The organism is Helicobacter pylori, assembly GCF_900120335.1.
Lineage (GTDB): Bacteria > Campylobacterota > Campylobacteria > Campylobacterales > Helicobacteraceae > Helicobacter > Helicobacter pylori_BU.
On the sequence record NZ_LT635477.1, the window covers coordinates 269,221 to 282,141 of the forward strand.

The following is a 12,921-nucleotide window of genomic DNA, read 5'->3' on the forward strand; positions in this document are numbered from 1 at the left end:
TTTTAAAAACCTTTGAGGGTTAAAATAGTGTAAAATAGTAAAGATTTTAAAACTCAAACAAGGATTGATAATGAATTTATTTGAAAAAATGACTGACCAATTGCATGAGGCTTTAGATAGCGCGCTCGCTCTAGCCTTACACCATAAAAACGCTGAAGTAACGCCCATGCACATGCTTTTTGCCATGCTCAATAATTCCCAAGGCATTCTTATTCAAGCCTTACAAAAAATGCCTGTGGATATTGAAGCTTTAAAGCTTAGCGTTCAAAGCGAGCTGAATAAGTTCGCTAAAGTTTCACAAATCAGCAAGCAAAATATCCAATTAAACCAAGCTTTAATCCAAAGTTTAGAAAACGCTCAAGGCTTGATGGCTAAAACGGGCGATTCTTTCATCGCTACCGATGTGTATCTTTTGGCGAATATGAATCTTTTTGAAAGCGTTCTAAAGCCTTATTTAGACACTAAAGAATTGCAAAAAACTTTAGAATCTTTAAGAAAAGGCAGGACTATCCAGGATAAAAACGATGATTCCAATTTGGAAAGTTTAGAAAAATTTGGCATTGATTTGACGCAAAAAGCCTTAGAAAATAAGCTGGATCCCGTGATCGGAAGGGATGAAGAAATCATTCGCATGATGCAAATTTTGATCAGAAAAACAAAAAATAACCCTATTTTACTAGGTGAGCCTGGAGTGGGGAAAACGGCTGTTGTGGAAGGGTTAGCCCAACGCATTGTGAATAAGGAAGTGCCTAAAACGCTTTTAAACAAACGGGTTGTCGCTTTAGATTTGAGCTTATTGGTGGCTGGGGCGAAATACAGAGGCGAGTTTGAAGAGCGCTTGAAAAAGGTGATTGAAGAAGTTAAAAAAAGCGCGAATGTGATTTTATTCATTGATGAAATCCACACGATTGTGGGGGCTGGGGCTAGTGAGGGGGGCATGGATGCGGCTAATATTTTAAAACCCGCGCTCGCTAGGGGGGAATTGCACACGATTGGAGCGACCACTCTAAAAGAATACCGCAAGTATTTTGAAAAAGACATGGCGCTACAAAGGCGTTTCCAACCCATTTTACTCAATGAGCCTAGCATCAATGAAGCCTTACAGATTTTAAGGGGGTTGAAAGAAACTTTAGAAACGCACCATAATATCACTATCAATGACTCCGCGCTCATAGCGAGCGCTAAACTCTCCAGCCGTTATATCACCGATAGGTTTTTACCCGATAAAGCGATTGATTTGATTGATGAGGGGGCGGCTCAATTAAAAATGCAAATGGAATCAGAGCCGGCCAAACTCTCTAGCGTGAAGCGCTCCATTCAAAGACTAGAAATGGAAAAACAAGCCCTTGAAATGGAAAACAAAGAGAGCAACCACAAACGCATGCAAGAAATCCTTAAAGAATTGAGCGATTTGAAAGAGGAAAAAATCCAATTAGAAGCGCAATTTGAAAATGAAAAAGAAGTGTTTAAAGAAATTTCACGCTTGAAAATGGAAATGGAGGGCTTGAAAAAAGAGGCTGAAAGGTTTAAACGCAATGGGGATTACCAGCAAGCGGCTGAAATTGAATACTCTAAAATCCCTGAAAAGGAAAAGAAAGAAAAAGAATTGCAGCATAAATGGGAAACGATGCAGCAAAACGGGGCGTTGTTGCAAAACGCTTTAACCGAAAACAATATCGCTGAGATCGTGAGCCAATGGACGCATATCCCTGTCCAAAAAATGCTCCAAAGCGAAAAAAATAGGGTTTTAAACATTGAAAGCGAATTGCAAAAAAGAGTGGTGGGGCAAGAAAAAGCGCTCAAAGCGATCGCTAAAGCGATTAAAAGGAATAAGGCCGGGCTTAGCGATAGCAACAAGCCCATAGGGAGTTTCCTTTTTTTAGGGCCAACAGGCGTGGGTAAAACCGAGAGCGCTAAAGCTTTGGCGCAATTCTTGTTTGATAGCGATAAAAATCTTATACGAATTGACATGAGCGAATACATGGAAAAGCATGCTATCAGCCGTCTTATTGGGGCCGCTCCTGGGTATGTGGGCTATGAAGAAGGCGGGCAATTGACCGAAGCGGTGCGCAGAAAGCCTTATAGCGTGGTGTTATTAGATGAAGTGGAAAAAGCCCATCCGGATGTGTTTAACCTCTTGTTGCAGGTTTTAGATGAGGGGCATTTAACCGATAGTAAGGGCGTGAGGGTGGATTTCAAAAACACGATTTTGATTTTAACCAGCAATGTGGCTAGTGGCGCGCTTTTAGAAGAAAGTTTGAGTGAAGCCGATAAACAAAAAGCGATCAAAGAGAGCTTGAGGCAATTTTTCAAGCCGGAATTTTTAAACCGATTAGATGAAATCATCTCCTTTAACGCCCTAGATAGCCATGCTATCATTAATATCGTGGGGATACTCTTTGAAAACGTTCAAAAAAAAGCGCTTGAAAGGGGTATTAATATAACCCTAGACGAAAAAGCAAAAGCATTGATCGCCGAAGCAGGGTTTGACAGATTTTATGGCGCTAGACCCCTAAAGCGCGCGCTCTATGAAATGGTAGAAGACAAGCTCGCTGAACTCATTTTAGAGGATAAAATTAAAGAGAATGACAGCGTGGCGTTTGTGGTAGAAAATAACGAGATTGTGCCTAAGATTAAGTGAGGTTTTGTTATTCTAAAAAATATAAGAAACGATTATTTTTAAAAAAGGATTGGATGATGTTTGATAACACGCTTATCAATTTATTTGAGACAGCGCCTCTTTTAACTTCGCTTTTAGCTGGGATTTTAACTTTTTTAAGCCCTTGCGTGTTGCCTTTAATCCCGGCGTATATGTCTTATATCTCTCAAATTTCTTTAGAGGATATTAAAGATGGTAAGGCTAAAAGGGTTTCGGTTTTTTTAAAATCCTTGATGTTTGTGGTAGGGTTTTCGCTCGTGTTTTTGGGCGTGGGCATGTCTATGGCTAAGCTTATCCATAGCTTTTCGTTTTCCTGGGTGAATTATATCGCCGGGGGGATTGTGATCCTTTTTGGTTTGCATTTTTTGGGTGTGTTTCGTTTTGCATTTTTGTATAAGACTCAAAGCGTTCGTTTGGCGAGTAAATCTAATAGCATGCAACGCTTTTACCCCTTTCTTTTGGGCATGAGTTTCGCTTTGGGCTGGACGCCATGCATCGGGCCGATATTCACTTCCATAGTGATCATGAGCGCGAGTAAGGATACTTATGGCTTAATCCTTATGGTGGTGTTTGTAATGGGCTTGGCGATCCCTTTTTTATTGGTGGCTTTAATGCTAGAAAGAGCGCTTTTGTTTTTAAAATCCTTAAAGAAATACAACCGCGCGATTGAAATTGTTTCAGGGTTGGTGCTTATTTTAATGGGAATATTGATCATGACAAATTCTTTAGAAAGCCTAACTAACTTTTTACAAAATTAGGAGGGTTTGATGCTGTTAAAAAACGCTTCGTTTTATGATGATGAGGTTTTAAAAAGAGCGGACATCCGCTTAAAAGATTCCCTCATTATAGAGATTGGAGAAAACTTAAGCCCTATTAATAATGAAGAAGTGGTTGAGTGCGACAATTTATTCGTGCTGCCAAGCTTTATTGATTTGAGCGTTACTGATTTAGAGGGTTATGAAAATTTAAAACAAAAGGCTTTTAAAGGGGGGGTGGGGTTACTCAATGTTTTCAATGGCGATCAAAGCGGTATTAAAAATATCATGGCGCTCAAAAACAACCAATTAGCCGACATCGCCACGCTTAAAAATAAAGGGGGGGAAATTTTAATCGCGCCATCTGACGCTTTTTTAGAACTCATCAGCCACTACGCCAAATCCTACAACTTGCCCCTTTTAATTTCTTTGGAAAATTCTTTTGAAGCCCTAAATAGCGGGGCATTAGCCTATGAATTGGGGCAGAATTTTGTAGACAATGCGTTTGAAAACACGCGCTTGGTGCGTTTCATGGAAGTTTCTAGGGCGTTACAAATCCCCATGCTTTTAAATAAAGTGATTAGCGCTACCACGCTCAAACTCATCAAAGCCTTTAACGATTTAGGAGCGAAATTACAAGCCCAAACGCCCTTAAGCCATTTGATCTTAGATGAAAGCGTGTATGAAGATTATGAACCCCGATTTAAAATCGCCCCTCCTTTAAGGGATAAGGAAGGTCAAAACGCCCTAAAAGAAGCCCTAAAGAATAACGAAATCGCCATGCTCACAAGCCTTCATGCTTCTAAAAATTCTAACGCAGAGCTTTTTGAAGAAAGCGCGTTTGGGTGTGAGAGCATAGAGGACGCTTTTAGCGTGGCTTACACTTTTTTAGTTCAAAAAAAGGTCATTAGCTTCCAACAGCTCATTAAAGTCATGGCAACCAATCAAGCGAAGTTTTTAAAACTCAATGCGGGCGAGATTAAAGAAAACCAATTAGCCAATTTGATGATCGTGGATTTAAACGCTCAAACAAGAGTGAGTAATCAAAATTCGCCCTTTTATGGTTTGGAATTGTATGGCGAAGTGCAAAGAATGATTTTAAAAGGTCAAACCACATTTATTAAGGAGAATGCATGCAAGAAATCATAGGAGCGTCTTTAGTTTTTTTGTGTAATGAAAAATGCGAAGTGTTAGAAGATTGTGGCGTGGTCTTTGATGAAAAGATTGTTGAAATAGGCGATTATCACAATTTAACGCTTAAATACCCCCACTTAAAGGCGCAGTTTTTTGAAAATTCCGTTCTGTTGCCCGCTTTTATCAACGCGCACACCCATTTTGAATTTTCCAACAACAAGGCGAGTTTTGATTACGGGAGTTTTTCTGGCTGGTTAGGGAGCGTGTTGAACAATGGGGGAGCGATTTTAGAAAATTGCCAAGGGGCTATTCAAAACGCCATCATGGCGCAATTAAAAAGCGGGGTGGGGAGCGTGGGAGCGATTTCTAACCACCTGATAGAAGTTAATTTATTGAAAGAAAGCCCCTTGAATGCTGTCGTGTTTTTAGAGTTTTTAGGGAGCAGCTATTCTTTAGAAAAATTAAAAGCGTTTGAGGCGAAATTTAAAGAGTTAAAAGATTTGGAAGATAAAAAGCTTAAAGCGGCTCTGGCTGTGCATGCCCCTTATTCGGTGCAAAAAGACATGGCTTTGAGCGTCATCCAATTGGCCAAAGATTCACAAAGCCTGCTTTCTACGCATTTTTTAGAATCGCTTGAAGAACTAGAATGGGTAGAAAATTCTAAAGGGTGGTTTGAAAATTTTTACCAGCGTTTTTTAAAAGAGTCTAATTTCACATCGCTCTATGAGGGTGCGAACGATTACATTGACATGTTTAAAGACACGCACACTTTATTTGTGCATAACCAGTTCGCTTCTTTAGAAGTATTAAAAAGGATCAAGTCTCAAGTCAAAAACGCTTTTTTAATCACATGCCCCTTTTCTAACCGGCTGTTGAGCGGGAAAGCGTTGGATTTAGAGAGAGTTAGAGAAGCCGGTTTGAGCGTGAGCGTCGCCACTGATGGCTTGAGTTCTAACATTTCGCTGAGCCTTTTAGACGAATTAAGGGCGTTTTTGCTCACCCATAACATGCCGTTATTAGAATTAGCCAAAATAGCCCTTTTAGGGGCGACTAGGCATGGGGCTAAAGCTTTAGCTTTAAATAATGGCGAGATAGAAGCTAATAAGAGGGCGGATTTGAGCGTGTTTGGTTTTAATGAAAAATTCACCAAAGAGCAAGCGATCTTGCAATTTTTATTGCATGCTAAAGAAGTGGAGCGCTTGTTTTTAGGGGGGGAAAGGGTGATCTAAGGAGAGCGGTTGGTGGCTTTGTTATTTTAAAGCGCTCTTAGGGGGTTAGTTGGGGGTTTGTAATGGGGAATGATTTCAAAATACCCCCTATCTTCTTAAGGGAATGATTTTAAAATAAAGTTCTAAAAAAAATGTTAAAGCTGAATAAGGTTTTAGTTATTAATCTTTGATTAAAATAGAATCTAATTTATTTTAAAGACAGAATGCGTTAAAATGAAAGCCTTTAAACTGAATTAAAGGGAATGGAATGAAACTAGTTTTAGCCAAGAATACAAGAAAATCAGACGCCAAGAGCGTGGAATTAGAGGATTTGTATAAAAAATTCAATGAAGACAAGCGTTCTATTTTTTATTTTGCCCCCACAAACGCCCATAAAGACATGCTCAAAGCGGTGGATTTTTTCAAAGAAAAAGGCCATACAGCTTATTTAGATGAGGTGAGGGTCAGCACTGATGAAAAAGATTTTCTTTATGAATTGCACATTATTTAAAGGCTTGTATTGAAAGTTTATATTGAAACGATGGGTTGTGCCATGAATTCTAGGGATAGCGAGCATCTACTAAGCGAACTATCCAAATTGGATTACAAAGAGACTAACGACCCTAAAATGGCGGATTTGATTTTAATCAACACTTGTAGCGTGCGCGAAAAGCCTGAAAGGAAATTGTTTTCAGAAATCGGTCAATTCGCTAAGATCAAAAAACCCAACGCCAAAATTGGGGTTTGCGGGTGCACTGCAAGCCACATGGGAGCGGATATACTCAAAAAAGCCCCGAGCGTGAGCTTTGTGTTAGGGGCTAGGAATGTGTCTAAAATCTCTCAAGTGATCCATAGAGAAAAAGCGGTTGAAGTGGCGATTGATTATGATGAAAGCGCGTATGCGTTTGAATTTTTTGAAAAAAAGGCTCAAATCAGATCGTTACTAAACATTTCTATAGGTTGCGATAAGAAATGCGCTTATTGCATTGTCCCGCACACTAGGGGCAAAGAAATTTCTATCCCTATGGATTTGATTTTAAAAGAAGCCGAGAAATTAGCGAATAACGGCACTAAAGAGCTCATGCTTTTAGGGCAGAATGTGAATAATTACGGCGTTCGTTTCAGCAGCGAGCATGCGAAAGTGGATTTTAGCGATTTGTTGGATAAATTGAGCGAAATCCAAGGCATTGAAAGGATACGATTCACTTCGCCTCACCCCTTGCACATGAACGATGAATTTTTAGAACGCTTTGCCCAAAACCCTAAAGTGTGTAAGAGTATCCACATGCCCTTACAGAGCGGATCTAGCGCGGTGTTAAAGATGATGCGAAGAGGTTACAGCAAAGAGTGGTTTTTAAATAGGGTGGAGAAGCTAAAAGCCTTAGTGCCTGAAGTGGGCATCAGCACGGATATTATCGTAGGCTTTCCTAATGAGAGCGATAAGGATTTTGAAGACACGATGGAGGTGCTAGAAAAAGTGCACTTTGACACGCTTTATAGTTTCATTTACTCCCCACGCCCTTTTACTGAAGCGGGAGCTTGGAAAGAAAGAGTGCCATTAGAGGTTTCATCTTTAAGGTTAGAGAGACTGCAAAACAGGCACAAAGAAATTTTAGAGGAAAAAGCCAAATTGGAAGTGGGCAAAACGCATGTGGTGTTGGTGGAGAATAGGCGTGAAATGGATGATCAAATCGTGGGTTTTGAAGGGCGCAGCGATACGGGGAAATTCATTGAAGTAACTTGTAAAGAAAAAAGGAATCCGGGCGAGCTTGTAAAAGTGGAGATTATCTCTCATTCCAAAGGGCGCTTAATGGCAACCACTAAAGGCAACTAAACACCCCATAAAGAGCAGGTTTAAAGGCAAGAATTGAGCTTAAAATTTTTCAGGAAAAGTATCGTTTTAAAGGTTGTCCCTCGTTTGGCGTTTGGAGTCCTTTGGTTGTTGCATAAAACTTGCAAAAACCGCTATTTTTTAGCTCAAGATTTAAAAGAAAAACCCTTTATTGTAAGCTGTTGGCATGGCGAGCTTGGCATGATCGGGTTTGCGTATTTAAGGCTTCAAAAACCTTCTGTTTATGTGATCGCAAGCCAGCATTTTGACGGCTCTATTGCGGCGGGTTTGTTTGAAAGCTTTGGTTTTAAAAACATTAGAGGTTCTAGCAAAAAAGGAGGGGTTAAGGTTTTGATAGAAGGGCTTAAACGATTGAAAGAAGGTTGCGATGTCGCTATCACTCCTGATGGCCCTAAAGGCCCACGACACAGCATAGCGGATGGGGTGATCGCTTTAGCTCAAAAATCAGGCGTGGGGATTAGCGCTTGTCGGGTGGTTTGTAAAAACGCATGGCGGTTGAACACTTGGGATCAATTTGAAATCCCTAAGCCTTTTAGCGAAGTGCGCTATTACATGCTAGAATCTGTGATCATCCCTAAAGAATGGGAGCTTTCAAGGGCTAAAGAATATTTAAAGGCACGCATGGATTCTGTTGGGTTTGAAGAATCTCAAAGGGGTTTGGGTGCTTAAAGGGTTAAAAAAAGCGCTTAAAGAGAAATTTTGCTCTCAAGTGTATATCTCTTTTAATGTGGATCACAATCTTTTATCCGCTCAAGTTTTAAGGGTTAAAAACCACCGCATCAAAGAGAAATTTTTTAAAACTTTTGAGACCAAAGTGGAGACTAAAAATGGTGAAGTCCCCATTCAAGCCTTAAAAATCGCCAGAACTTATAGCCAAAAATACCCCTACACCTATTTTAGCGCGATGAGTAAGGCTAAAGAGGTTTTATGCGAAAAGCAGGCGTTTGAACAAATCAAACAAGAAAATCAAGATTATCAGGCTTGTGAAGTCAATCAAAAGTATTGCGTTTATGTGGAATCTAAGGATTTTTTAAAGGATTTCAAGCGTTTTAAAATCCAGGATGTGGATTTTTTGTTTTCGCCCTTTAGCCTTATTTATGATTTTGTGCGCGATAATTTAGAAAACAAGCCTTTGTTGTATCTGCTTTTAGAGCGTTCAAGGTTTTATTTTTTGATTGCGGATAAAAAAGAGATTTTTTTAGCCAAATCCGTGTTTTTAGAAGAGCAACCTGAAGAATTTATAGAGGGCAAAGAAGAAGATTCTATGGGAATGAGTAATGAAGCTGTGAATTTGTTTTTGAGCGAAATCCAAGAAGATATTGACAGCCTTGAAGAAGCGATAGGCCTAGACAGCAGTAAGGATAATAGCGAAAAAATAACAGAGGACGCTTATAGTTTGATTGAAGGCATGACGAATATCCCCTTGATTGCAGATGTTTTGCAAGAGGGGTTGCGTGGCGTCTATCATTCTAGAGAGATAGACTTTGTAGAAAAAGTGGTTGTTTTAGACAGCTGTCAAATCCACCAAAAGGCGTTAATGCATTTGCAAGAAACTTTGATGATAGAAGTGGATAGGCTTGATTTTTCTTTAGTGGAGCGGTTGAATGTTTTAGCGCGCATGGAGAATGAAAAGCATGCGTTTTAGTTACATTGAGCCAAGAGCGAAATACTTAATCAGCAAGCTTTCTAAGATTTGGGTTTTTTACATTTTTTTATCTTTTGCGCTAATAGGGGGGTTAGTGTGGTTTATGCATAACGCCATTAAACGCGCTCAAGACAACGCGTCTGATTTAACGATCCAAGAAAGGCTTTACCGCCATGAAATCAGCCGCTTACAGGTAAAGACTGATGAAACCTTAAAACTCATTAAAGAAGCTAAAAAGCGTTTGAATTATAACGATGATATACGAGATGTTTTGCAAGGGCTTTTAAACATTGTGCCGGATCTTATCACCATTAATAGCATTGAAATAGACCAACAAAGCGTGGTGGTTAGCGGTAAAACCCCTTCTAAAGAAGCCTTTTACTTTTTGTTTCAAAACAAACTAAACCCCATGTTTGATTATTCTAGGGCGGAATTTTTCCCTTCAAGCGATGGGTGGTTTAATTTTGTCTCCACCAACTTTTCTAATTCCTTACTGATAAAAAACCCGGAGTCTATTAAATGAAGCCATTGCATTTTTCACACCTGGACAGAGAGCAATCAGGCGATGTGGGGTTTATCATTAAAAACCTTATTTTTTTAGGGGTTTTTTCCTTATTGGGTTGGTTGAATACCGAGTATTTTCTATGGCCTAGCATGCTGGAATTAAAAAAAATCCTTTTAGAAGAAAATCGTAAAAAAAGCGTTTTAGAATACGCGCAAAGGCATTTTGAAACAGCCCTAGCAAACTACCGCAATCAAAAAGAAACCAGCGAATCTTTGTTAAAGATTTTTAATGATGAAGAGTCCAGGCGGATCTTAGAAAAGATTTTAAAAAAATGTTTTGACGCCTATAAAATCAAACCCTTGCTCTCTCAAAACCCCTCCCAAAAAACCCAATTTTTTATCATAGCTAGAGCGAGCGAATTGGAAAAGACCTATCTTTTTTTCACCCTAATCAACAAGTATTTACCGAGCGCTCAAAGCCAATTGCCCTTAAAGATTTCTAAAGATAGCGACGGGTTGTTGGTGCAATTTGGCGTGAGTATTGATCTCCAATAGGATTAAGGGTGGTTTAATGCGAGATTTTGATTTCAGTTTTAATCATAGGGCATGCGAGGGTTGTGGGGCAAAGTGTTGCGTGGGAGAAAGCGGGTATATTTTTGTAACGATCCAAGAAATGCAAAAAATTAGCGCTTTTTTAAAATTAGAATTAGAAGAATTCAGTCAAAAATACGTTAAAAAGGTGGGTTATAAGTTCTCTTTATTAGAAAAAGACGCTAAAGATTTGGGTTTGGCGTGCGTGTTTTTGGATTTGGAGACGAAAAAATGCCAGATTTATAGCGCGCGCCCTAAGCAATGCCAGACTTTTCCTTTTTGGGAGAGCGTGAAAACTTTCTCTAAAGAGCAAAAGGAAGCTTTTTGTCAAAGCTGTCCGGGCATCACACAAAAAACCAAAGAGACTAAAGTACGCTAAAATTCACCTTAGTGATACAAAAAAGGAAATCAAATAATGAATATTCAAACAAAGAAAAGATTTTTAGCAAATTTATTGCTTTTTAGCCTGTTTTCTTGCCTTAAGGCTGAAACCCTTTCAGAAGATCATCAAATCCTGTTGAGTTCAGACGCTTTCCATAGAGGGGATTTTGCCACCGCTCAAAAAGGCTATATGAATCTCTATAAGCAAACCAATAAAGTGGTGTACGCTAAAGAGGCGGCCATTTCAGCGGCGAGTTTAGGGGACATTAAAACCGCTATGCATTTAGCCATGCTTTATCAAAAAATCACCAATAATCGTAACGATGTTTCTATCAATAAGATTTTAGTGGATGGCTATGCGCAAATGGGGCAGATTGATAAGGCGATTGAACTATTACACAAGATTCGTAAGGAAGAAAAAACCATAGCCACAGACAATGTGTTAGGGACTTTGTATTTGACTCAAAAGCGTTTGGATAAGGCTTTCCCGTTGTTGAATAAGTTTTATAACCAAGTGCATGATGAAGACAGCCTAGAAAAACTCATTACGATTTATTTTTTGCAAAACCGTAAAAAAGAGGGCTTGGATTTGTTGCAATCTCATATAGATAGGTATGGTTGCTCAGAGCAATTGTGCCAAAAAGCGCTCAACACCTTCACGCAATTTAACGAGCTTGATTTGGCTAAAACGACTTTCGCTCGTTTGTATGAAAAAAACCCTATTGTTCAAAACGCCCAATTTTACATAGGGGTATTAATCTTGTTAAAAGAGTTTGATAAGGCCCAGCAAATCGCAGAATTATTCCCCTTTGACAGGCGTTTATTGCTAGACTTATACACTGCGCAAAAGAAATTTGATCAAGCTTCCAAACAGGCTTCTTTAATCTATCAAGAAAGAAAAGACCCTAAATTCTTAGGCTTAGAGGCGATTTATCATTATGAAAGCTTGAGCGCGAATAAGAAAAAGCCCACCAAAGAAGAGATGTTGCCCATCATTCAAAAATTAGAGCAAGCCACCAAAGAGCGCCAAGCATGGCTTGCTAAAACTAAAGATAAAGAAGACGCGCAAGACGCTTTCTTTTATAATTTTTTAGGGTATTCCTTAATAGATTATGACATGGATGTTAAAAGGGGCATGGATCTTGTGAGGAAAGCCTTAGCGTTAGATTCTAACTCAGTGCTTTATTTGGATTCTTTAGCATGGGGTTATTACAAATTAGGGAATTGCTTGGAAGCTAAAAAGATCTTTTCTAGCATCGCTAAAGAGCTTATCCAAAACGAACCCGAATTAAAAGAACACAATAAAATCATTCAAGAATGCAAGAAATAGGGATTTTAGAAAATTTACAAAAAAGCTTAGCCTTAAAAGAGGGCATGCTTTCTTATGAAATGCTGGGTAAAAGCCTGTCGTATAACCCTTACTTGCCTAGAGTCATTCCTCAAACCAAAAATTGTGTTTTTGTAACCCCTGATGAGGTTTTAGAAACGCTTTTGAAAGAAAACACCCACACCGATTGCGTCATTGTCAATTTCAAAGGATTATACGAAATAGGCGCGCCAAGTGTGTTTGATTTAGAAGTTTTAGGGTTATTGCGCCGCCATGCGAGCTCTTTGATTGTCCATGAGGATTTTTTCATCAGCCACTACCAGCTTTTAGAATCGCTTGTTCAAGGCTCTGATGGGGTCGTTTTAGATGAAGAGCTTTTAAAAGAGGATTTAAAAGGCATGGTAGAGTTCGCTTGGCGTTTGGGCTTGAGCGTGTTTGTAGAGACCCACAAGCCCGATTACACTCATTTAAAAGATTTAGGGGTTTTAGGCGTGCTAGAAAATAGCCCCCATTCTTATAATCAAAAAAAAATAGTCTTTTTAGATTGAATTTTAAGCTAATTTAGAGTAAAAATCGTATTCAAACTTTTTAAAAGGAGTTAGTCATGTCATTATTGGTGAATGATGAATGCATTGCGTGCGATGCTTGCAGAGAAGAATGCCCTAGTGAGGCGATTGAAGAGGGTGATCCTATTTATAATATTGATCCGGACAGATGCACGGAGTGTTACGGGTATGATGATGAGCCTCGTTGCGTGAGCGTATGCCCTGTAGATGCGATTTTACCGGATCCTAACAACGCAGAGAGCAAAGAGGAATTGAAATACAAATACGAAAGCTTAAAAGAGCAAGATTAAAGGCTAGCA

The 12,921-nt window shown here is 39.3% G+C and carries 14 protein-coding genes; all 14 read left to right on the top strand.

Annotation, left to right across the window (positions count from 1 at the left end; all coding sequences use genetic code 11):
• Positions 1-70: 70 nt before the first annotated feature.
• The 14 genes from CS889_RS01365 (at position 71) to CS889_RS01430 (ending at position 12,912) form a co-directional block, all read left to right on the top strand.
• Positions 71-2,641, top strand: coding sequence for an ATP-dependent Clp protease ATP-binding subunit (locus CS889_RS01365; protein WP_089086607.1), 2,571 nt, complete (start codon positions 71-73; stop codon positions 2,639-2,641).
• A gap of 56 nt (positions 2,642-2,697) precedes the next feature.
• A complete protein-coding gene (locus CS889_RS01370) occupies positions 2,698-3,417 on the top strand; it encodes a cytochrome c biogenesis protein CcdA (protein WP_001880221.1) in 720 nt (239 codons plus the stop codon).
• 9 nt (positions 3,418-3,426) lie between these two features.
• The gene (locus CS889_RS01375; RefSeq protein ID WP_089086608.1) at positions 3,427-4,563 is read left to right on the top strand and encodes an amidohydrolase family protein; all 1,137 of its coding nucleotides are present in this window, start codon (positions 3,427-3,429) and stop codon (positions 4,561-4,563) included.
• Positions 4,548-5,777, top strand: coding sequence for an aminofutalosine deaminase family hydrolase (gene mqnF / locus CS889_RS01380; RefSeq protein WP_089086609.1), 1,230 nt, complete (start codon positions 4,548-4,550; stop codon positions 5,775-5,777). The genes CS889_RS01375 and mqnF overlap by 16 nt, the downstream gene beginning before the upstream one ends.
• A 247-nt stretch (positions 5,778-6,024) precedes the next feature.
• A complete protein-coding gene (locus CS889_RS01385; protein WP_000780053.1) occupies positions 6,025-6,267 on the top strand; it encodes a nuclease in 243 nt (80 codons plus the stop codon).
• Between the two features lie 9 nt (positions 6,268-6,276).
• The gene (gene miaB / locus CS889_RS01390) at positions 6,277-7,590 is read left to right on the top strand and encodes a tRNA (N6-isopentenyl adenosine(37)-C2)-methylthiotransferase MiaB (protein ID WP_089086610.1); all 1,314 of its coding nucleotides are present in this window, start codon (positions 6,277-6,279) and stop codon (positions 7,588-7,590) included.
• A 33-nt stretch (positions 7,591-7,623) separates the two neighbouring features.
• On the top strand, positions 7,624-8,277 hold the full coding sequence (locus CS889_RS01395) for a lysophospholipid acyltransferase family protein (RefSeq protein ID WP_089086611.1): 654 nt from the start codon (positions 7,624-7,626) through the stop codon (positions 8,275-8,277).
• Positions 8,270-9,253, top strand: a complete 984-nt coding sequence (locus tag CS889_RS01400; protein ID WP_089086612.1) for a hypothetical protein — start codon at positions 8,270-8,272, stop codon at positions 9,251-9,253. Before CS889_RS01395 ends, CS889_RS01400 begins: the two co-directional genes overlap by 8 nt.
• On the top strand, positions 9,243-9,776 hold the full coding sequence (locus CS889_RS01405) for a hypothetical protein (RefSeq protein WP_089087374.1): 534 nt from the start codon (positions 9,243-9,245) through the stop codon (positions 9,774-9,776). The genes CS889_RS01400 and CS889_RS01405 overlap by 11 nt, the downstream gene beginning before the upstream one ends.
• A complete protein-coding gene (locus tag CS889_RS01410; RefSeq protein WP_000803091.1) occupies positions 9,773-10,312 on the top strand; it encodes a hypothetical protein in 540 nt (179 codons plus the stop codon). Before CS889_RS01405 ends, CS889_RS01410 begins: the two co-directional genes overlap by 4 nt.
• A gap of 16 nt (positions 10,313-10,328) precedes the next feature.
• The gene (locus tag CS889_RS01415; RefSeq protein ID WP_001204163.1) at positions 10,329-10,727 is read left to right on the top strand and encodes a YkgJ family cysteine cluster protein; all 399 of its coding nucleotides are present in this window, start codon (positions 10,329-10,331) and stop codon (positions 10,725-10,727) included.
• Positions 10,728-10,763: 36 nt separating this feature from the next.
• Positions 10,764-12,059 carry a tetratricopeptide repeat protein gene (locus CS889_RS01420; protein ID WP_089086613.1) on the top strand — a complete coding sequence of 432 codons (1,296 nt, stop codon included), beginning with the start codon at positions 10,764-10,766 and terminating at the stop codon, positions 12,057-12,059.
• Entirely contained in the window at positions 12,047-12,604 is a 558-nt protein-coding gene (locus CS889_RS01425; RefSeq protein ID WP_089086614.1) for a beta/alpha barrel domain-containing protein, read from the top strand. The genes CS889_RS01420 and CS889_RS01425 overlap by 13 nt, the downstream gene beginning before the upstream one ends.
• Positions 12,605-12,660: 56 nt before the next feature.
• Positions 12,661-12,912 carry a YfhL family 4Fe-4S dicluster ferredoxin gene (locus tag CS889_RS01430; RefSeq protein WP_000055470.1) on the top strand — a complete coding sequence of 84 codons (252 nt, stop codon included), beginning with the start codon at positions 12,661-12,663 and terminating at the stop codon, positions 12,910-12,912.
• Positions 12,913-12,921 lie beyond the last annotated feature (9 nt).

Coding starts and splice junctions, on each gene's coding strand:
- CS889_RS01410 (WP_000803091.1), top strand. CDS start 9,773: ATGAAGCCATTGCATTTTTCACACCTGGACAGAGAGCAATCAGGCGAT.
- CS889_RS01365 (WP_089086607.1), top strand. CDS start 71: ATGAATTTATTTGAAAAAATGACTGACCAATTGCATGAGGCTTTAGAT.
- CS889_RS01385 (WP_000780053.1), top strand. CDS start 6,025: ATGAAACTAGTTTTAGCCAAGAATACAAGAAAATCAGACGCCAAGAGC.
- CS889_RS01425 (WP_089086614.1), top strand. CDS start 12,047: ATGCAAGAAATAGGGATTTTAGAAAATTTACAAAAAAGCTTAGCCTTA.
- mqnF (WP_089086609.1), top strand. CDS start 4,548: ATGCAAGAAATCATAGGAGCGTCTTTAGTTTTTTTGTGTAATGAAAAA.
- CS889_RS01420 (WP_089086613.1), top strand. CDS start 10,764: ATGAATATTCAAACAAAGAAAAGATTTTTAGCAAATTTATTGCTTTTT.
- CS889_RS01375 (WP_089086608.1), top strand. CDS start 3,427: ATGCTGTTAAAAAACGCTTCGTTTTATGATGATGAGGTTTTAAAAAGA.
- CS889_RS01370 (WP_001880221.1), top strand. CDS start 2,698: ATGTTTGATAACACGCTTATCAATTTATTTGAGACAGCGCCTCTTTTA.
- CS889_RS01415 (WP_001204163.1), top strand. CDS start 10,329: ATGCGAGATTTTGATTTCAGTTTTAATCATAGGGCATGCGAGGGTTGT.
- CS889_RS01405 (WP_089087374.1), top strand. CDS start 9,243: ATGCGTTTTAGTTACATTGAGCCAAGAGCGAAATACTTAATCAGCAAG.
- CS889_RS01430 (WP_000055470.1), top strand. CDS start 12,661: ATGTCATTATTGGTGAATGATGAATGCATTGCGTGCGATGCTTGCAGA.